The organism is Stenotrophomonas maltophilia group sp. RY12688 (assembly GCF_052149045.1).
GTDB classification, from domain to species: domain Bacteria; phylum Pseudomonadota; class Gammaproteobacteria; order Xanthomonadales; family Xanthomonadaceae; genus Stenotrophomonas; species Stenotrophomonas sepilia.
Window position 1 is genome coordinate 2,370,842 of sequence record NZ_CP197389.1, and the last position, 17,330, is coordinate 2,388,171.

At 67.8% G+C, this 17,330-nt stretch carries 19 protein-coding genes; 5 read left to right on the forward strand and 14 right to left on the reverse strand.

Annotated features, from left to right (window positions below):
• Positions 1 to 5: 5 nt before the first annotated feature.
• From gspE to ACS0OT_RS11205, 12 genes are all read right to left on the reverse strand, one after another.
• Positions 6 to 1,439: a type II secretion system ATPase GspE gene (gene gspE, locus ACS0OT_RS11150; RefSeq protein WP_053499838.1), complete on the reverse strand. Its 1,434-nt coding sequence runs from the start codon at positions 1,437 to 1,439 to the stop codon at positions 6 to 8.
• Complete coding sequence (gene gspD / locus ACS0OT_RS11155; protein ID WP_442255814.1) at positions 1,436 to 3,817, reverse strand: type II secretion system secretin GspD; 2,382 nt, start codon at positions 3,815 to 3,817, stop codon at positions 1,436 to 1,438. The genes gspE and gspD overlap by 4 nt, the downstream gene beginning before the upstream one ends.
• Entirely contained in the window at positions 3,814 to 4,341 is a 528-nt protein-coding gene (gene gspM / locus ACS0OT_RS11160; protein ID WP_171956491.1) for a type II secretion system protein GspM, read from the reverse strand. Before gspM ends, gspD begins: the two co-directional genes overlap by 4 nt.
• Positions 4,338 to 5,501: a type II secretion system protein GspL gene (gene gspL / locus ACS0OT_RS11165; protein ID WP_279945784.1), complete on the reverse strand. Its 1,164-nt coding sequence runs from the start codon at positions 5,499 to 5,501 to the stop codon at positions 4,338 to 4,340. The genes gspM and gspL overlap by 4 nt, the downstream gene beginning before the upstream one ends.
• Positions 5,498 to 6,403, reverse strand: coding sequence for a type II secretion system minor pseudopilin GspK (gspK, locus tag ACS0OT_RS11170; protein WP_032954238.1), 906 nt, complete (start codon positions 6,401 to 6,403; stop codon positions 5,498 to 5,500). Before gspK ends, gspL begins: the two co-directional genes overlap by 4 nt.
• A gap of 9 nt (positions 6,404 to 6,412) precedes the next feature.
• The gene (gspG, locus tag ACS0OT_RS11175; RefSeq protein WP_005416799.1) at positions 6,413 to 6,850 is read right to left on the reverse strand and encodes a type II secretion system major pseudopilin GspG; all 438 of its coding nucleotides are present in this window, start codon (positions 6,848 to 6,850) and stop codon (positions 6,413 to 6,415) included.
• Positions 6,851 to 6,910: 60 nt separating this feature from the next.
• Positions 6,911 to 7,489, reverse strand: coding sequence for a hypothetical protein (locus ACS0OT_RS11180; RefSeq protein ID WP_442255815.1), 579 nt, complete (start codon positions 7,487 to 7,489; stop codon positions 6,911 to 6,913).
• A gap of 120 nt (positions 7,490 to 7,609) precedes the next feature.
• A complete protein-coding gene (locus ACS0OT_RS11185; protein WP_442255816.1) occupies positions 7,610 to 8,161 on the reverse strand; it encodes a hypothetical protein in 552 nt (183 codons plus the stop codon).
• A gap of 58 nt (positions 8,162 to 8,219) precedes the next feature.
• Positions 8,220 to 9,200 carry a FecR family protein gene (locus ACS0OT_RS11190; protein ID WP_095377489.1) on the reverse strand — a complete coding sequence of 327 codons (981 nt, stop codon included), beginning with the start codon at positions 9,198 to 9,200 and terminating at the stop codon, positions 8,220 to 8,222.
• A 68-nt stretch (positions 9,201 to 9,268) separates the two neighbouring features.
• Complete coding sequence (locus tag ACS0OT_RS11195; protein ID WP_005416809.1) at positions 9,269 to 9,799, reverse strand: RNA polymerase sigma factor; 531 nt, start codon at positions 9,797 to 9,799, stop codon at positions 9,269 to 9,271.
• Positions 9,800 to 9,815: 16 nt separating this feature from the next.
• A complete protein-coding gene (locus tag ACS0OT_RS11200) occupies positions 9,816 to 10,496 on the reverse strand; it encodes a TonB C-terminal domain-containing protein (RefSeq protein WP_329953560.1) in 681 nt (226 codons plus the stop codon).
• A gap of 479 nt (positions 10,497 to 10,975) precedes the next feature.
• Positions 10,976 to 11,440 (reverse strand): Lrp/AsnC family transcriptional regulator, encoded by a 465-nt coding sequence (locus tag ACS0OT_RS11205; RefSeq protein ID WP_135274011.1) that lies wholly within the window; start codon positions 11,438 to 11,440, stop codon positions 10,976 to 10,978.
• Between the two features lie 127 nt (positions 11,441 to 11,567).
• Here ACS0OT_RS11205 and ACS0OT_RS11210 point away from each other — a divergent pair, with 127 nt between their 5' ends.
• The 5 genes from ACS0OT_RS11210 to ACS0OT_RS11230 all read left to right on the forward strand — a co-directional run bounded on the left by ACS0OT_RS11210 (position 11,568) and on the right by ACS0OT_RS11230 (position 15,847).
• On the forward strand, positions 11,568 to 12,299 hold the full coding sequence (locus ACS0OT_RS11210; protein ID WP_442255817.1) for an AzlC family ABC transporter permease: 732 nt from the start codon (positions 11,568 to 11,570) through the stop codon (positions 12,297 to 12,299).
• The gene (locus ACS0OT_RS11215; RefSeq protein ID WP_005409898.1) at positions 12,296 to 12,610 is read left to right on the forward strand and encodes an AzlD family protein; all 315 of its coding nucleotides are present in this window, start codon (positions 12,296 to 12,298) and stop codon (positions 12,608 to 12,610) included. The genes ACS0OT_RS11210 and ACS0OT_RS11215 overlap by 4 nt, the downstream gene beginning before the upstream one ends.
• A gap of 591 nt (positions 12,611 to 13,201) precedes the next feature.
• Positions 13,202 to 13,573 carry a hypothetical protein gene (locus ACS0OT_RS11220; protein ID WP_442255818.1) on the forward strand — a complete coding sequence of 124 codons (372 nt, stop codon included), beginning with the start codon at positions 13,202 to 13,204 and terminating at the stop codon, positions 13,571 to 13,573.
• Positions 13,574 to 13,892: 319 nt separating this feature from the next.
• The gene (locus ACS0OT_RS11225) at positions 13,893 to 14,321 is read left to right on the forward strand and encodes a PAS domain-containing protein (protein WP_005416824.1); all 429 of its coding nucleotides are present in this window, start codon (positions 13,893 to 13,895) and stop codon (positions 14,319 to 14,321) included.
• Positions 14,318 to 15,847, forward strand: coding sequence for a sulfite reductase flavoprotein subunit alpha (locus ACS0OT_RS11230; protein WP_329843816.1), 1,530 nt, complete (start codon positions 14,318 to 14,320; stop codon positions 15,845 to 15,847). Before ACS0OT_RS11225 ends, ACS0OT_RS11230 begins: the two co-directional genes overlap by 4 nt.
• 138 nt (positions 15,848 to 15,985) lie before the next feature.
• Here ACS0OT_RS11230 and ACS0OT_RS11235 read toward each other — a convergent pair whose 3' ends face one another.
• Complete coding sequence (locus tag ACS0OT_RS11235) at positions 15,986 to 16,654, reverse strand: sulfate/molybdate ABC transporter ATP-binding protein (RefSeq protein ID WP_065185683.1); 669 nt, start codon at positions 16,652 to 16,654, stop codon at positions 15,986 to 15,988.
• Positions 16,644 to 17,327, reverse strand: coding sequence for a molybdate ABC transporter permease subunit (modB, locus tag ACS0OT_RS11240; RefSeq protein ID WP_065177657.1), 684 nt, complete (start codon positions 17,325 to 17,327; stop codon positions 16,644 to 16,646). The genes ACS0OT_RS11235 and modB overlap by 11 nt, the downstream gene beginning before the upstream one ends.
• Positions 17,328 to 17,330: the final 3 nt, after the last annotated feature.

The window sequence follows — 17,330 nt, forward strand, 5'->3', positions numbered from 1 at the left end:
AGGCCTCAATCGTCGCCGGTGACGCGCAGGATCTCTTCCAGCGTGGTCACCCCGCTGTCGACCCAGCGCTGGCCGTCCTGCCGAAGGGTCCGCATGCCGGCCCGCCGCGCCGCCTCGCGTAGCGCAGGCTCACCCTGCCCTTCATGGATCAGTGCGCGTACCCGGTCGTCCACCACGAACAGCTCATGGATGCCCGTGCGTCCGCGATAGCCACTGTTGGCACAGGCCGTGCAGCCCACTGCGCGCCATACGGTCCGGCCTTCGCCATCCAGCTCGGCACGCCGGCACTGCGTGCACAGCCGCCGCACCAGCCGCTGCGCCAGCACACCGCGCAGCGACGAGGCCAGCAGGAACGGTTCCACGCCCATGTCGGCCAGGCGGGTCACCGCCGAGACCGCATCGTTGGTGTGCAGCGAAGCCAGCACACCGTGCCCGGTCAGCGACGACTGCACCGCGATCTGTGCGGTCTCCAGGTCACGGATCTCGCCGATCATGATGGTGTCCGGATCCTGGCGCAGGATCGCGCGCAGTGCGGTGCCGAAGCTCATGCCGATGCGCGCATTGACCTGGATCTGGCCGATGCCGGCAAAGTCGTACTCCACCGGATCTTCCACGGTGAGGATGTTGCTGGTGCTGCTGTCGAGCTGGCCCAACGCGGCGTACAGCGACGTGGTCTTGCCGCTGCCGGTCGGCCCGGTCACCAGCACGATCCCATGCGGCTGGCGGATCAATCCGGTGAACGTGGCCAAGGTGTCATCGGCCATGCCCAGGCGCTGCAGCTGCAGGCGGCCGGCATCCTTTTCCAGCAATCGCAGCACGGCGCGCTCGCCATGCCCGGTCGGTACAGTGGAAACACGGATGTCCAGCGGCCGCCCGCCCACGCGGATCGCGATGCGCCCGTCCTGCGGCAACCGCTTCTCGGCGATGTCCAGGTGGGCCATGATCTTGATGCGCGACACCAGCGCCGCGTGCAATGCGCGCCGTGGCTGCACCATGTCGCGCAGGGTGCCGTCCACCCGGTAGCGCACTACTGAATGGGTCTCGAATGGCTCGATATGCAGATCGCTGGCGCCATCGCGCGCGGCCTGTGCCAGCAGCGCATTGATCATGCGGATCACCGGTGCATCGTCCTGCGCATCCAGCAGGTCGGTGACCTCCGGCATGTCCTGCATCAGCCGGTCCAGATCGACTTCGCTTTCGGCGGCACCGACCACGGCAGCGGCATCACCGCCGTCACGGTACTGCTCACCCAACCGCTGCTGCCAGGTCGCGGCATCCAATGCCTGGAACGGAAGCGGGCCATGCCGCCGGCGCAGCTCGGCCACGGCCCACGCTGCGGTATCGTCCGTTCCCAGCAGCACCGGCTCGCCACCGGCTTCGGTCAGCATCACGCCGTGGCTGCGCACCCACGCGTACGGCAGCGGCACAACGGCGCTCACGGCCCGATCACCAGTTCCGGCGTGTAGCCCAGCCCGCGCAGCTGCTGCAATGCCGGGTCCAACTTCACCGGATCACGCGGCAGCCGCACGCGCAGGCGTTGCCCACTCTCGCCCGGCGTCGCCTCCGCGTAGGCCTGCAGGCCCAGCGCCCGCACCTGCGCCACGCCCTGGCTGGCACGGCTCGGCTCCAGCCCCTGTGCGAACTGCACCAGCTGCGCATCGCCGTCACCGGCCGGATACAACGCTGCCAGGCTGGTGTTCTGCAACGGCTGGCCGTGGCCATCGCGCGCATTGCCCTGGCCGAGTACCGACAGGTCCTGCGGTGGCAGCTGCGGCGCCGACAGCGCGGGCAAGGCCCAGCTCTGTACGGGCTGCGCGCCGGCCTGCGCATTGCGCATGTAGTCGTAGCGGTCGCGGGTCAGGCGCTGTCCTGCGGCCGGGTCGCGTACCACGTGCGGACGCAGGAACACCATCAGGTTGGTCTTGGCGCGCTTGCGCGAGTCGCTGCGGAACAAGGCACCCAGCACCGGGATCTTCCCCAGCCCCGGCACCGCATCACGGCCGTGGCTGACGCTGTCTTCCAGCAGGCCACCGAGCACCATGATCTGGCCATCGTCCAGCAGCACGCTGGTATCGAGTGCGCGCTTGTTGGTGATGATGCCGGCCGTGCTGTTCGCGCTCTGCGCGTCGATGCTGCTGACTTCCTGGTAGATGTCCAGCTTCACCGTACCGCCCTCGGAAATCTGTGGGCGCACCCGCAGCTTCAGGCCCACGTCTTCGCGCACGATGGTCTGGAAGGGGTTGTTGCTGCCGCCGCCACCGTCGGTCACGTAGCGGCCACTGACGAACGGCACGGTCTGGCCGACCATGATGCTGGCTGCCTCGTTGTCCAGCGTCATCAGGTTCGGCGTCGACAGGATGTTGGCGCCGCCCTTGCTCTGCAGCGCAGTGGCCAGCGCCTTCATGTTGAGGATCTGGCCGACACCGGGCAGATTGATGGTGCCGTCGATCACGCCGATCTTCAGGCCATCCTTGGGCAGCACGTCCAGCGTGGTACGCGCACCGGTATTGAGCCCGCTACCGCCGGTAGCGCCCCCGAAATGGGTGCCGCCAAACGTACGGCCGTTGCCCAGCATCCACTGCACGCCCAGCTCGGCCGCGTCGGTCTGGTTGACCTCCACGATCAGGCTTTCCACCAGCACCTGCGCACGGCGCTGGTCGAGCTGGTCGATCACCCGCCGAAGGTTGCGGTACACCGGCTCCGGCGCCGAAATCAGCAGGGTGTTGGTGGCCACGTCCGCCTGTACCGAAATGCCGTTCTGGCTGAAGCCGGTGCTTCCTGCATCGATCGGGTCGCCCCGGCTCGGGTCCAGCCGCTGCGATTCCAGCGCATCGCCCCCGGGCTTGGCCTGCTGCGGCTGCGACGTCTGGGTGGGCGTGGGACGGTTGGCGTCACCCGGCAGCGGGGTGATTCCTTGGTTGCTGCCCATTGCCGGTGCATCGCTCTGTCCGGCTACCACGCCACGCAGCACACCGGCCAGCTGGTTGGCCTGGGCGTTGCGCAGGTAGACCACATGCAGGTTGCCGGACTCGTCCTGGGCACGGTCCAGCTTTTCCACCAGCTGCCGCGCCAGGCGGGTGCGGCCCGGGCTGCTGGAACGCAGCAGCACGCTGTTACTGCGCGGGTCGGCCATCACCACCACCTTCTGGCCCGGCTCGGCACCCTGCGCATCCAGCAGCGGTGTGACCATTGCCGCCACGTCCACCGCAATGCCCTGCTGCAGCTTCACCACATCGGTGTCCATGCCGGCGGGCGTGTCGACGCTGGCGATCACCCGCGCGATGCGATCCAGGTTGTCGGCGTAGTCGGTGATCACCAGGGTGTTGTTGCCTGGATTGGCGGTGATCGGATTGTCCGGGCTGATCATCGGCCGCAGCACAGCCACCAGCGCCGCCGCATTCTCATAGCGCAGCGCAAAGGTGCGCGTGGCGATCTCGCCCCCTGCACCACCGCTGCCCACCCGTCCACCGAGCAACTTGGCATCGGCCTGCGGCACCACCCGGCTGACGCCGCCGTTCTCGACCACGGCGAAGCCACGCATGCGCAATGCGCCCAGCAGCAACTGGTAGGCCTGGGTACGGCTGACCGGGCCATCGGAAACCACCGTCATCTTGCCGGTCACGCGTGGGTCGACCAGGAACTGGCGCCCGGTGAAGCGCGCGGCCATGCGCAGCACGCCGCCGATGTCGGTGTCGACCAGGTTCAACTGCACCGGTTCATCGCGGGTGTCCTGCGCCAGCACGGGTGCCGGCGCGTGGCCCATGCACACGATCAGCGCCAATGCGGCACTGCAGGCAAGGCTGCGCATCGCCCTCATGGATGGGCACCCGCAGTTGCCACCATCACGATGTGTCCTGAAATCCGTGCCGCCGGCATGTTCGCATCCCCTGTGCGTGTCAATTGCAGCTGCTGCAACTCGATGGCCGGGTCGGCCAGCAGCGGCAGCAGCCAGTTCCATAGCGCATCGGCGGGTACGGCCCGTACCTGCAGGTGCCAGCGCCCGTCGCGCGCTTCGATATGCAGGCCGTCGGCCAGACCGGCAGCCTTGATCTGGTCACGCAGCCCGGCCAGGGTCGGATGCTGGCCCTGCGCCAGCTGCTGGCGCTCACGCGCGCGCAGCAGCGGCGCCAGTGCGCGGGACTGCGCCTGCAGCCGTGGCAGTTCGGCCTGCCAGTGCATGCGCTGCTTCAGCAGGGGCTCCAGCCATAACGACCACAGGCCCGCTACCAGCAGCGCCACCACCATCACCCACAGCATCAGCCGGTCGCGCGGTGGCAGGCGTTGCCAGCGCTGCTGCAGGCCCACCAGCCCCTGGCCCAGCCGCAGGGTTCGGGTCGTCACTGTCCCGCTCCGCTCACCCGCAGGCGTCCACCGGTATCGCGCGCCAGGTGCAGTCCCTGCGCCTGCATCGCTTGCTGCCAGCGCTCAAGCCGCTGTGGATCGTCGGCCAATGCCTGGGCATCGGCGTCCAGCTCCAGGTACACCTGCCCGGGTTGGTAGTGCAGGCTGTGCACCTGACCCGCCAGCTCCGGAACCGCGTGCAGCGTGCTGGCGATCTGACGTTGCAGCGCCGGCAACGGCGGCGTCGGCGGTGGAACCGCAAGGGCTCGCCTTGCCTGCAACACCGGGTCCACCACATCGGTGACCTCCGGAAAGCGTGCGCTGAACTGCCGTGCCATGCCCTGCTGCAGCGCCTCACCCTCGATCCGCCAACGCGAGACCTGCCACTGCAGGCCAAGTGCAGCCAGCAGCACCGCCGCCAGTGCCAGGCCGATCGCCAATCGCGGCGCTTGACGGCCTGCGCCGGGCAGCGGCAATGACCAACCCGGCAACGGACCACAGGCCTGCTGCTCATGTGCAACGGCGCTGGCCGGCAGGCTGTCCGGCCACGCCGGCGGTACGCTGTCGATCCATTGCACGGCCCGCACCCCGGCCTGTTGCAGGCGGGGGGCCAACGCCTGCATCACCGCGGACGCGTCACGTCCGCCATACCATTGGACAAGTCCCCGATCGCGCCCGCTGCGCACCAGCAGATGCTCGCCGCTGACCTGCAGCGTGGCGTGGCCGCGCTGCCAGGGCAACAGCAGTGGCGTCGGATACAACGCCTGCAGCTGCAGCGCACACGAGGCCAGCAGCTGCTGCACCTGCGAGATGACCTGCTGGCCGAGCCAGGCCACCGGAACCGTACCGTCTGCCGCCTGCGGACCGTGGGCCAGCGCCACGTCCTGCAGGTCATCCAGCAGCATGGCCTCAACCTCACCCTGCAACGCCGCCTGCAGGCGGCGCCCGGACAGCGGCGGCAGCTGCAGTTCCAGCAGGATCAGGTCGTTCGGGTCAAGGCAGGCATGCACTGTGGCCCGCGGATGCCGCAGACCCAGCGCGGCCAGCGTTTCGCGGCCGTGTGCCACTACCTCGTCCTTGTGCAGCTGCGCCCAGTCCACCGCGCTGTCGGCGCGCAGGTGCGCCAACGGCGGCAGGCGCACCCGAAGCTGCACCGTCATGCGCCGATCCTCGTCCACACCCGTTGTACACGTACCCCGTCGTCGCGGTACTCGCGCCAGAGCAGCGCGCGAAAATCAACCGCGCTGCCGTCAGCCTGCACCCGGCCCACGGCCAGGAACCACTCGCTATGGATACCCAGCGGAAGCACGGCCATCTGTTCGTTGCTCAGTTGGAGTCGGTTGGCGATGTCACCGCGGTTGAGCAGCCAGTGGCCGGCGTCGCGCTCAGCGAGCAGCGCCTGCAGCCTTGCCGGTTCCACCGCAGGCGCCACCGCCTGCAGGACGCTCAGGTCGCAGGTGTTGGCGTTGACCAGGGTCTGCGCCGGCAACACCACTGTGCGCCGCACCAACGCCTGCAACGCCACCGGGTCAGCGCCGACCAGCGCCTGTTCGATCAGTGATTCGCGCGGCAGCGGTGCCTGCGCCTGCACATCGCCGTCGCGCAGGCGCGCCTGGATGTGGTCCACCGCGGATGCGCAGGTGCCCTGGCCCAGCCCCTGCCCGGCGCACAACGCGACGAACGCGCCCCGCGCCTCGGGGTCCGGTCTGCCCTGTGCCAGCAGGTTGCGCAGGTTGAACATCGACTGCGCATCGACCAGTTGCAGCTGCACCGGCAATGGCGCCTGCAGTTCCAACGGGCGCGCCCAGCGCCCGCTGCGCACCGTGGTCAGCTGTTCCTTGACATCCTCACGCAGCTGCTGCGCCGCACGCTCCAGCGTCGCATCCACCGCCATGCGTACCTGTGCGCGCAACTGGTCGCCGCGAAGCGCGCGCAGCTGCGCCGACTGCCGGGTCAGCAGCGCAGTGGCAATCACGGCCACCAATGCCACCACCAGCAAGGCGACGATCACCGCCACGCCACGCTGGTGGATGCATGAAATCGAACGCGTCCGGGCTGCCATCAGCACGCCTCACAGCTGCCAGGAGCCGATGTCTGCGTTCCCGGCGTCGCCACCGGGCTTGCTGTCCGCACCCAGCGAGAACACATCGATGTCGCCATGAGTGCCTGGAACCTGGTACTGGTACGGATGGCCCCACGGATCATTCGGCAGGCGATCCAGATACGGCGTCACCGGCAACGCACCGCTGCCCTGCGGCGGCTTCACCAGCGCCTGCAGGCCCTGTTCGGCACTGGGATAGCGCCCATTGTCCAGCTTGAACAACTTCAGCGCCTGCATCAGCGCCGCGATGTCCTGGCGCGCCGCCACCACACGCGCCTGGTCCGGACGGTCCATCAGCCGCGGCACGATCAGCGCGGCAAGGATGCCGATGATCACCACCACCACCATGATCTCGATCAGGCTGAAGCCCTGCTGCCGAGCCCTGCGACCACCTGCCTGCCTTGCCATTGTTCCGCCCTCGTCATCCTGGAAGAGACCGCTGCACCATGGTCAGCGGTGCATGTGTCACTACGATAAACATCCGCCTGCGATTCGCTGCGCGGTTGCCTGTGCGGCCGCTCGTGCAGCCGGCGCGCGCGCCGCCTCGAACAGGTGAGGCGGCACGCTGGCCAGTGTTTCGTCGATGCATTCGCGCAGCAACGGATGCACGCATGCCTGCAACAGGCGCACGCACTGCGTCGGCGACCACGCGGTGCCGTGGTCGAGGCCAATGAACATCCGGTAGGCCTGGTGGTAGCGCAGGTCGTCGTACACACGCTGTGCACTGTTGAGATCACGCACGACCAGCAGCAGCGCTGCACGTTGCAGCAGCCGCGCATCGGCTGCGCCAAGCGGCAGCGCGCTCATGGCCGCGTCGGGCCAGGGCCACAGCCGCAGGTCGAGGGCCTTTCGAAGTGCCGCCAGTGGATGCGCACTGCTGTCCAGTGCCGCCCAGCGTGCCGCATCCACCCAGGCGTCACTGGACAGCACCCAGACCCACGAGCGCCCGTAGCGCTGCACGTTCAGTGGCGTGTGCCGTGCCTGTTCCAGTGACTGGCTCAGGTGGCGATCCAGCTCCAGCATGCTGATCCTGCGACTGTCTTCCATCTGCGCCGCCCGTGCTCCGCGACGCGTGGTGCGTCGTACTCTGGAGAAGACGTCAGCAAGGCAGGTGAAGCGACACCGCGAATGCAACTCTGTGCACGGGGTGGCGCTTCATCGGCAACGTCATCGCAGCGTCATCCGCCTGCAGGCTTCGCGCTGCAGCCGCGGTGCGTCACCCCCACAACGGCGGGCCAGTACCGCCACGTCGCTGCGGGCAGCGAATGCGACCAGTGCATCGGTCATGTCCACGTCATCGCACCATGACGCCAGCGCGACGCGCAGTGCGGGCAGCTGCCACCCGTCCATCACCCCATGGGTGCCCGCCACGAACCAGTGCCAGAGCCGATGATGCAGCACCTGCTCATGCAGCTGCGTGAGATCGTCGATGCCATGGATGTCCGCCAACAGCAGTGCGCGTGCGAGCGCCGCAGGCGGCAGCGCCCCGGATTCGACCAGGGGCATCTCCTGCTGCTGCAACCGCAGCAGCATCGCCAATGGGTGTGACTGCGGATTGAAGTCCAGCAGCACCGCCTGCTGCTGCCACTGCGCGTCGGACACCACGCACACCCAGGGCGAACCATAGCGATGCACCATCAAGGGCCTTCGCTGGGTGGTTTCCAGCAATGCAGACAGATTGCGACGCAGATCGAGCACACCGATGGTCTCGTTGCGCATCCTTGGCCTCTCCTCGCTTGCAACAGCCCTGCGCGGCGCGCACGGCCAGCGTCGTCATCTATCCAAGGACGGCGATGCCACCCGGAAAGCGACGCAGATCCAGCGACATCGTCAGTCGCAGCTGCTCCAGTGCCGCGTCCGGATCATCGATGCGGAAGCGGCCACTGACCGGCGCGCGCGCCAATGCCGATTCACCCAGCAGTACCTTGCCCCGCCGGTAACGGTTGATCTCGTCCACCACCTCGCCCAGCGGTGCGCGGCGGAACACAAGCATGCCTTCGGTCCAGGCACTCACTTCCGAAGCTACGGCCTCGGCCACGACGCCACTGAGGCGCTCGTCGAACCGGGTCTGCTGGCCGGCCTGCAGCTGCAGGCGGCCCTGCGGGTGCTCGATACGGGCGCTACCCTGCAGGCAGGTCACCCGTACCTGGCCGTGGGTGTTGCGCACGTCCAGGCGCACCGCACCTTCATCGGTAATCACGCAACCCGGGCCCGCGAACAGCGCTAGGCGCAGGCCAGCGCCGGTTTCGATCGCGGCCTGGCCCTGCACCAGCTCGAAGCCTTCGCCCTGCGCGTGCGCGCGGCGGCGCAGGCTGCTCTGCGTATCCAGTTCGATCTTGAGCTGCGGCAAGGGCGCGATCTGAAGTCGTTCACCTGTGCCGGTGTGGAAGTCGGCCGCCATCGCCGTCACCGAGGGCCACAATCCCAGCGGCGGGCGGAGCGCCGCCGCCACCACCAGACTGGCTGGCGCTGCCACCGCAGCGCCCAGGAAGGCGCGCCGACTCCAGCGCTGGGCCGGCGTCGGCGCGACCGGTTGGCGCGCGCCGGCGGGCAGTCGCTCGCCGGCCAGCCGCACCTGCTCCCACTGCCGGCGCGCACGGCCAAACGCTTCACGATGACGCGGGTCGGACTCGCACCATGCACGGAACCGGCGCCCATCGGCAGCGGTCGCCTCGCCCGAGGTCAGCCGCACCACCCACGCATGGGCCTGACGCTCAACGGCATCCAGCGGGCGTTGCGGGCGGTCGTCAGGATCCATGGGTCTCATGCCGGACCCGCACGCTGCGGGGTTCTGCTCGGCGTCAAAGTGTAGACGGATGCCGTCGCTCAGAACCGCACCTGGCGCCCCTGCCCGCTGCGTTCGGCCAGGTAGTCCTGGGCTGCCTTCAGCTCCCGCTGCACCAACCGCAGCGACACACCGAGGTGGTCGGCCACGTCGCGCTGCTGCAGGCCATCAACGCGGATCGCCAGCAGGATGCGACGACGGCGCTCGGGCATGCGCTGCAGCAGGCCGACCATGTCTTCCAGCGCGAAGTCCAGCTCGGCCGCCTGCGCCGGCCCCGGCCCCGGGTCGGCCATGTCCATCAGCGTATCCACCTCTTCCAGGCTCAGCAGGCGGTGGTCTGCCCGTTGGCGGTCGATCACGGTGTTCATCGCCATCCGCAGCAGGTAGGCCGCAGGGTTCTGCACCGCGTCCAGGCGGTCACGGCGCGCACTCAGGCGCATCCACGTGTCCTGCAGCGCGTCGCCGGCCAGCTCTTCCGATCCGAGCTTGCGCACCAACCGGCGTTTCAGCTCGTCGTAGGCACCCAGGAGGTGGTCCATCAGATCAACCGCCCCAGCCGTACCGTTGCTCATGTTCGAATCCTTGAAGTCATGGAAGGGGCGCGCGCCGGCCGCAGTCGTGGTCGGTGCCGGAAGGACGGATCTGCAGCGTCACCGGCTGTGGCAGCGCGGCGGCCTCGGTCGCCAGCACCAGGCCTTGCAGCGCCTGCAGCAGGCGTGCGTCGCGGCGATCACTGCCACTGCCGGACAGCAGCTCCGGCTCGCTTACCTGGCCCGCGCCGTCGATGCGGAAGCGCAGCGTTGCGGCATAGCGGCCGGGCGCAATCTCCGGGTCGTCACAGAACGCCGCACGCAGCCGCTGCTGCAACCCGCCGTAGCGACGCCGGCGTTCGGCCTCGGGAAGCCCCGCGCCAATACCGGGTTCCGCGGCCGAGGGTTTGCCCCGGCGCAGCACCACACGCTGCTCGCCGATCACCTCTGCCTCGATCCCGGTGTCCTGCAGCAGCGACTCCAGCGCCACAAGCGGCGCCAGGCTCCCGCGCAGCGCATGGCTGCTGCGGCCCGAAGCAAGGTCGCCGGGGTACATCACCGACCACCCACTGATGACACTGAAGCGCTCGACCGCCTGTTCCAGCGGCTGCGCAGGGATGTCGTAGGCGTGAACCGCGTCCTGTGCGGCAGCGGCAAAGGACAGCAGCAGCCATGCGGCGATGGCCACCTTCCAAGTTCTGACCGCATGGTGTCCATTCAGCCCCCTGACGTAGAACACATGACCCTCGGCAGCGACAGCAGCTGCAACGGTCGCGCACCACAACCGGAACCCCGGCCCACGCGCGACCCGCAAGCGGGCTCAAACCGTACCGAGGGCACATGTCATTGCGATGACCGCCGCCACGGCTGACGCCGAGGCAGGCTCCGTGGGGCCAGTCACGCATCAGGAATCAATGAATCGAACAGACATGATCATCTGCCCCTGGGGTCAGAGCCCGTTGCGCAGCAACGGGATCCGACCCCGACAGGTCGTGGGAAACTGTCGAAGGCGGGGTGGGTCCGGTTGCAGGGGTGTCCGCGGCATGGATGCCGCGGCCAAGCCCCCATGGAAGGGTTTACGGCGTCCCCTGCAACCGGACCCACCCCGCCATCCCACGGAATGCACGCTGTTGCTTCGGCCGTTGCTTCTGAGGTTGCCGGCCAGCGGCCGGCACTACCCGCGGGTGCCGGGTGCAGCCCGGCCGCAAACCCCATCCCTCAAAGCGGCAGCTGGGTCGTCTGCTTGATCCGCTGCATCGGAATCTCGGTCTTGGTGTTCTGCACTCCGGCGATCCGGTTCAGGTGCTGCATCTGGAACTGCCGGTAGGCATCAAGGTCGGCCACCGCCACCCGCAGCAGGAAATCGCAGTCACCGGCCATCAGATGGCATTCCAGCACTTCCGGGAAAGACTTGATGCTGTTGATGAAGTGATTGGTGGTGTCCTCGTCCTGCCCGCGCAGCCACACCCGCACGAACACGGTGAAGCCGCGGCCCACCTTGACCTCGTTCAACAGCGCCACATAGCGGTCGATGTAGCCGCCCTCCTCCAGCAGACGCACCCGGCGCAGGCAGGCCGACGGCGACAGCCCGACCAGACGGGCCAGCTCCAGGTTCTGCAGGCGGCCGTCGCGCTGCAGGGCGTCGAGGATGCGGCGATCAAGGTTGTCGAGCTGGTACTGCATGAAATTTCGTCCTGGTCGACTCTTGCCGCATGGAATATCAATCATCCAGAATCCAGTGGCATCAACGCAACCCGATTTCGTGATCGGACCGCTAGCATGGGCCACCCCCACCTCGTCGTGCCGTTCCATGGACGCCCGTACCACCCTCCCCCTGCCAGACACCTGCGATACCGCGCCGCGTGCCGAATTCCTGCGCGGCCTGCGCGCCGCCGTACCGGTGATGATCGGCTTCATTCCGTTCGCCCTGGTGCTCGGCGCGCAGGCGGCCCAGAAGGGCCTGAGCGCACTGGAAGTACCGCTGATGACCGGCCTCAACTTCGCTGGCGGTTCGGAGTTCGCCGCCGTCGAACTGTGGACCTCGCCACCGCACATCGCACTGATCGTGGCGATCACCGCGCTGGTCAACAGCCGCCACCTGCTGATGGGCGCCAGCCTGGCCCCGCTGCTGCAGCACCTGCCGCGCCGCCGCGTGCTGCCGGCGCTGTTCTTCATGTGCGACGAAAGCTGGGCAATGGGCGTGGCCGATGCGCGTCGACGCGCGCTGGGCTTCAGCCTGGCCTACTACCTGGGCGTGTCGGCAGGCCTGTACACCGTCTGGGTGGCCTGCACCGCACTCGGTGCGATCGTCGGGCCGATGTTGGGCGACATCCACGCCTATGGCTTCGACATGGCTTTCCCCGCCGTGTTCCTGGTACTGCTGCGCGGCATGTGGCAGGGCATGAAGGCGGCTAGACCGTGGCTGGTCAGCCTGGTCGTCGCCGCCGCCACCTACGTGCTGATCCCGGGCGCGTGGTACGTGGCCAGCGGCGCATTGGCCGGCCTGGCCGCCGCCTGGCTGCTGGCGGAGGACCCGGCATGATCTTCAATGGACTGATCCACTGGACCTCGGTGTTGACCATCGTGCTGATGGCTGCCGCCACCTACCTGACCCGCATCGTCGGCTTCCTCGCGCTGCGCAACCGCACGTTGAGCAAACGCGCCGTGACGGTGATGGAAGCCGCGCCGGGCTGCGTGCTGATCTCGGTGATCGCCCCGGACTTCGTCGCCGACAAGCCGGCCGACCTGGCCGCACTGGCGATCACCCTGCTGGCCGCCACGCGGCTGTCGATGCTGCCGACGGTGCTGATCGGCGTGGTCTCGGCGGGTGTGCTGCGCTATCTGATGGGCTGACGCGCCCGCGACTTCCCCACAGGGTGTGACTGGATGCGCAAGTGTCGCCATTGGCGCGACCTGCGCATGTCTCTGGTGCATCGAATGTGACCCGGAGCCAACTACTGCAGGTGTTTGAAACAATTCCGATTGCCTGATCGAGCCAGAGTCGATACGCATTGAGTACCGAGCCAGCGAGTTGAACTGATCGGTCAATCGACGTCAAACCTGGAGAGTACCAATGAGCAATCTACGAGCTATCGTGGCAGCAATCGGTATCGCCCTCATCTCTGCTGGCGGGCTGACCCCCTGATGCAGCGCCGTCAGCCCAAGCGTACCCAATCGGGCTCCGCCCTCGGGCTCTATGCTGGGCTGGCGGCAATCCTTCTGGCCACAAGTGCGTGCCAATCCATCCAACTGCCTCCCCGGGACCTGGTCAGTCCCGATGGAGGGTATGCCACCCTGCTGCGAGGCCCATCCTCACATCTGAAGATCAGCACAGTGTCGGTGCTACCCGGCCCGGAAAGCTCGGAGTATCCCAATCGGTCCATCGAGTGCGGGTGGTCATCCGTCGCAACTCGACTTCTCTGGGCAGATGGAGCGCTTTCGGCCATGCAAGCATCACAGCTCTGCGAGTCCGCTGCACGATCCGCTGGACTGCCGCTCGAGGCCAATGGGCAGGAACGGACGCCTGTGCATTATCAGCTCACGATCGTAAGTGACGGAGGCGGCATCTGGCGACAACTGCCAGGACCAGAGCGGCCGGGCCAGGTGGTCAGCTTCTGGTTTCCCTCCGGCCCGGACGCTGATTCGCTGCGCAGGCGCGTGATCGCCACCACCGCTCATGAGTTCCAGCATATCGCCACCGCATTGTCAGGGCAGCCTCGGCGCGGCCGGCAACGGGAACCAGTCGCCTATCTGGCTGGCGCATGTGCGCAGTTGCTGATCGAAGGCACCCTTGCGCGCGCGAACCTCCCGGGCTGACACGATCCGCGAGCTGATCCGTTCCTGCCATCTGCAGCCAGACGCTCCGCGCACGCGGGCAGTACGACCGGGGCAGCACTGCTGCGGTTCTTCGGTGACGCAGACACCTTGCACATCAATGAGGGAGGTCGCCACCTCGTGCAGCATTGCCACAAGACGATCGGCTTTCCCCTGCAGCAGTGAACGCTCCCTGCGACACCCGGTCGCAGCTCTTCGCGCCACCCGCTTGACCAATGTCAAACCGCCCGCTGCGGTGCGGGCGTATCTCTATGCAGGACCCGAACACGCCGGCGTTACCGGCATCCACAAGGACCCTGCGATGAGCTACACCCCCGACAACGCCCAGCTGCTGAACGCCATGCAGAACGTCATGGTGATCTCCACCACCGACCTGCAGGGCAACATCACCTATGCCAACGACCTGTTCTGCACCCTCACCGGCTTCGCCCGCGAGGAACTGATCGGCCAGCCGCACAGCATCGTGCGCCACCCGGATGTGCCCAAGGCGGTCTACAAGGACATGTGGGACACCATCAAGGCCGGCAAGACCTGGACCGGCATCGTGCCCAACCTCGGCAAGGGCGGCGTGCTCTACGTGGTCGACACCACCGTGCAACCGCTGTTCGACGCCGACGGCAACATCACCTCCTACATCAGCATCCGCCGCGTGGTGAACGACCTGATGCAGAACTACGAGCTGGTCGAGTTCAGCAAGGAAAAGTTCGACGACTTCTACGAGGCCGCGTGAACGCCCTCCCGACCAGTACGCCCTTCAGCCGCCTGCTGGTGGGTTTCGCGTCCGAGTCGGGCAATGCCCGCGCCCTGGCCCAGCGCCTGGGCGCGGACCTGCAGCCGCACGCGCCGCAGGTGCTCCCTTTCAACGACATCGAGGTGGCCAGTCTCGGTCACGGCGACGTGCTGCTGGCGATTTCCAGCTCGTTCGGCGATGGCGAACCGCCGGCCAATGGCGAACAGTTCTTCGAAACACTGCGCCAGACCCCGACGCTGGCTGGGCTGCGCTATGCAGTGTTCGGCCTCGGTGACACCGGCTACCCGAGCTTCTGCGGCTTCACCAAGGCGCTGGATGCTGCACTGAGCGAGCGCCAGGCGCAGCCGCTGCTGCATCGGGTGGACGCCGACCTGGGCTACGAGCAGTTCTTCCAGCAATGGCGGCCGGTGCTCGGCCAGGTGCTGGAGGGCGACCTCAACGCTGGCCAGGACCTGCGCCTGCAGGTCACCGCCTATGGCGAAGACAATGCGTTTGCCGCCCCCATTCTCGAACGTCGCCGCCTGAACAGCAGCGACCCCGCTGCCTGGCACCTGCAGCTGGACATTGCCGGCAGTGGCATGGCCTACCGCGCAGGTGACACCCTGCACGTGGTACCCGAGAACGATCCCGCCCTGCTGCAGGCATTGGCTGCCTGGTATGGCGACACCGCCGCCGTGGCCGCCCTGCACGACCGCGAGCTGCGCCTGCTGAGCAAGGGCGTACTGCGCGAACTGGCCAGGCTCGGCGGTAGCGAGGTACTGAAGGGCCTGTTGAAGGTCAGCCAGAAGCGCGAGCTGGACGCCTACCTGCACGGCCTGGACCTGCTGGACGTGCTGCAGGACCACGCCACCCCGGACAGCGTTCCTCTGGCCCGGCTGCGCGGGCTGCTGTCACCGCGGCTGCCTCGCGCTTATTCCATCGCCTCTCACCCTTGCGACGACCAGCTGAGCCTGTGCGTGCGCGAAGTGCGCTACACCCTGCGCGACCGCGAGCGCTTCGGCACCGCCACCGGCAGCCTGCTGCACGGCGGCGACCACGCCCGGGTGTACTGCCGTTCCAACCCCGGCTTCCACCTGCCCGATACCGGCCAGGCACCGCTGCTGCTGGTCGGCACCGGCACCGGCATCGCACCGTTGATGGGCCTGATGCAGGAACTGCAGGCCAACGCCTGCGAACGTGAAGTGCACCTGGTGTTCGGCGAGAAGCACCGCCAGCACGACTACCTGTACCGCGACCAGCTGCAGGACTGGCACACGCGAGGCGTGCTGGCCGGCCTGCATACCGCGTTCTCGCGCGATGGCGCCGAAAAGGTCTATGTGCAGCACGTGCTGCAGCAGCGCGCCAGCGAGGTGCGTGATGTCCTGGCCCGCGGTGGGCACCTGTACCTGTGCGGCAACAAGAGCCACCTGGAAGGCGCGGTGCGCAAGGCCATCGATGCCATCGGTGGTGAAGGGCACTGGGACGCGTTGCGGGGCGAAGGCCGCACCCACTGCGAGTTGTACTGATCCATGACCACCGGACCGCACGGACCTTGAACCGGTAGAGCCGGCCGCTGGCCGGCTGCTCAGGATTCCGTGGTTGCCGGCCAGCGGCCGGCACTACCATCAGATGTGACCAACCATCGCCGGTGCGTCCATCACGGGTCAATTGCCGACAATGCGGCCGTCCACCATGCGCGCCACCTGCTGGCCGAACATGGCCACGTCCTGCGGGTCGTGGCTGATCAACAACAACGGGATCCCGGTCCGGTCCAGCACGGTTTCCAGCTCCTGGCGCAGGTGCTGGCGCAGGTCGTGGTCCAGTGCGGAGAACGGTTCATCCAACAGCAGCGCCTGCGGTTGCGTCACCAGCGCCCGCGCCAGTGCGGTGCGCTGGCGCTGCCCGCCGGAAATCTGCGAGGGCAGCAGATCACCCACGGTGTCGATGCGGAAGGCGTGCAACCACTGCTCCACCGCACCGAAGCGCTGGCGGTTCCGTGGATTCAACCACCCCTTCTCCAGCCCGAACGCCACGTTCTGGCGCACGCTCAGATGCGGGAACAACGCGTAATCCTGGAACACATAGCCCAGCCGGCGGCGCTGCGGCGGCAGATCCACGCCGGTGGCCGCATCGAACAGGGTCTGCCCCTGCACGCGCACATGACCCTGGCCCGGCCGCAGCAGCCCGGCCACCGCCTTCAAGGTCAGGCTCTTGCCCGCGCCCGAAGGCCCGAACAACACCACCTGCCGCTGCGTGCACTGCAGCGATACGTCCAACACGAACTCCTGGCCGGCCGCCTGCAGGCGACGCTGCACCTGCAGGTCAAGCCACATCGCGCAGCTCCCGGCGACGCCCGCCCACCAGCCGCGCGGCCAGCAACAGGATCACGATGCAGACCACCGAGGTGAGAATCACCAGCGCATTGGCCTTGCCGTCCTGGCCGGCCTGTACCGCCTCGTAGATGGCGATCGACAACGTCTGCGTCCGGCCCGGAATGCTGCCGGCCACCATCAGCGTCGCGCCGAACTCGCCCATTGCGCGCGCAAACGCCAGCAGCAGGCCGGCGAGGATGCCGCGCCACGCCAGTGGCAGCGTGATGCGGAAAAACACCGCCACTTCGGACACACCCAGCGTGCGTGCGGCCTGCTCCAGCTGCCCGTCCACTTCCTCGAACGCCGCGCGTGCCGGCTTGAACACCAGCGGCAGCGAGGCCACCGCAGCAGCAATCACGGCCGCCTGCCAGGTGAACACCAGGTTGATGCCGAACCACGACTGCAGCCACGCACCGATCGGACCATTGCGACCGATCAACACCAGCAGGTAGTACCCCAGCACCGTCGGTGGCAGCACCATCGGCAGGGTCAGCAGCGAATCCAGCAGCTCGCGCCCGGGGAAGCGACGGCGGGCCAGCAACGCGCCCAGCGCCACGCCCAGCACCAGATTGATCGCGGTGGCCCAGCCGGCCACCTTCAGCGACAACCCCAGCGCGGTCCAGTCCAGATCCATGCC

What these genes read in the sequence shown, in the direction of transcription:
- ACS0OT_RS11190 (WP_095377489.1), bottom strand. Translation starts at nt 9,200, where the DNA reads ATGGATCCTGACGACCGCCCGCAACGCCCGCTGGATGCCGTTGAGCGT.
- ACS0OT_RS11205 (WP_135274011.1), bottom strand. Translation starts at nt 11,440, where the DNA reads ATGCAGTACCAGCTCGACAACCTTGATCGCCGCATCCTCGACGCCCTG.
- ACS0OT_RS11185 (WP_442255816.1), bottom strand. Translation starts at nt 8,161, where the DNA reads ATGCGCAACGAGACCATCGGTGTGCTCGATCTGCGTCGCAATCTGTCT.
- modB (WP_065177657.1), bottom strand. Translation starts at nt 17,327, where the DNA reads ATGGATCTGGACTGGACCGCGCTGGGGTTGTCGCTGAAGGTGGCCGGC.
- ACS0OT_RS11215 (WP_005409898.1), top strand. Translation starts at nt 12,296, where the DNA reads ATGATCTTCAATGGACTGATCCACTGGACCTCGGTGTTGACCATCGTG.
- ACS0OT_RS11195 (WP_005416809.1), bottom strand. Translation starts at nt 9,799, where the DNA reads ATGAGCAACGGTACGGCTGGGGCGGTTGATCTGATGGACCACCTCCTG.
- gspG (WP_005416799.1), bottom strand. Translation starts at nt 6,850, where the DNA reads ATGGCAAGGCAGGCAGGTGGTCGCAGGGCTCGGCAGCAGGGCTTCAGC.
- ACS0OT_RS11210 (WP_442255817.1), top strand. Translation starts at nt 11,568, where the DNA reads ATGGACGCCCGTACCACCCTCCCCCTGCCAGACACCTGCGATACCGCG.
- ACS0OT_RS11220 (WP_442255818.1), top strand. Translation starts at nt 13,202, where the DNA reads ATGCAAGCATCACAGCTCTGCGAGTCCGCTGCACGATCCGCTGGACTG.
- ACS0OT_RS11225 (WP_005416824.1), top strand. Translation starts at nt 13,893, where the DNA reads ATGAGCTACACCCCCGACAACGCCCAGCTGCTGAACGCCATGCAGAAC.
- gspD (WP_442255814.1), bottom strand. Translation starts at nt 3,817, where the DNA reads ATGAGGGCGATGCGCAGCCTTGCCTGCAGTGCCGCATTGGCGCTGATC.
- gspK (WP_032954238.1), bottom strand. Translation starts at nt 6,403, where the DNA reads ATGGCAGCCCGGACGCGTTCGATTTCATGCATCCACCAGCGTGGCGTG.
- ACS0OT_RS11235 (WP_065185683.1), bottom strand. Translation starts at nt 16,654, where the DNA reads ATGTGGCTTGACCTGCAGGTGCAGCGTCGCCTGCAGGCGGCCGGCCAG.
- ACS0OT_RS11180 (WP_442255815.1), bottom strand. Translation starts at nt 7,489, where the DNA reads ATGGAAGACAGTCGCAGGATCAGCATGCTGGAGCTGGATCGCCACCTG.
- gspL (WP_279945784.1), bottom strand. Translation starts at nt 5,501, where the DNA reads ATGACGGTGCAGCTTCGGGTGCGCCTGCCGCCGTTGGCGCACCTGCGC.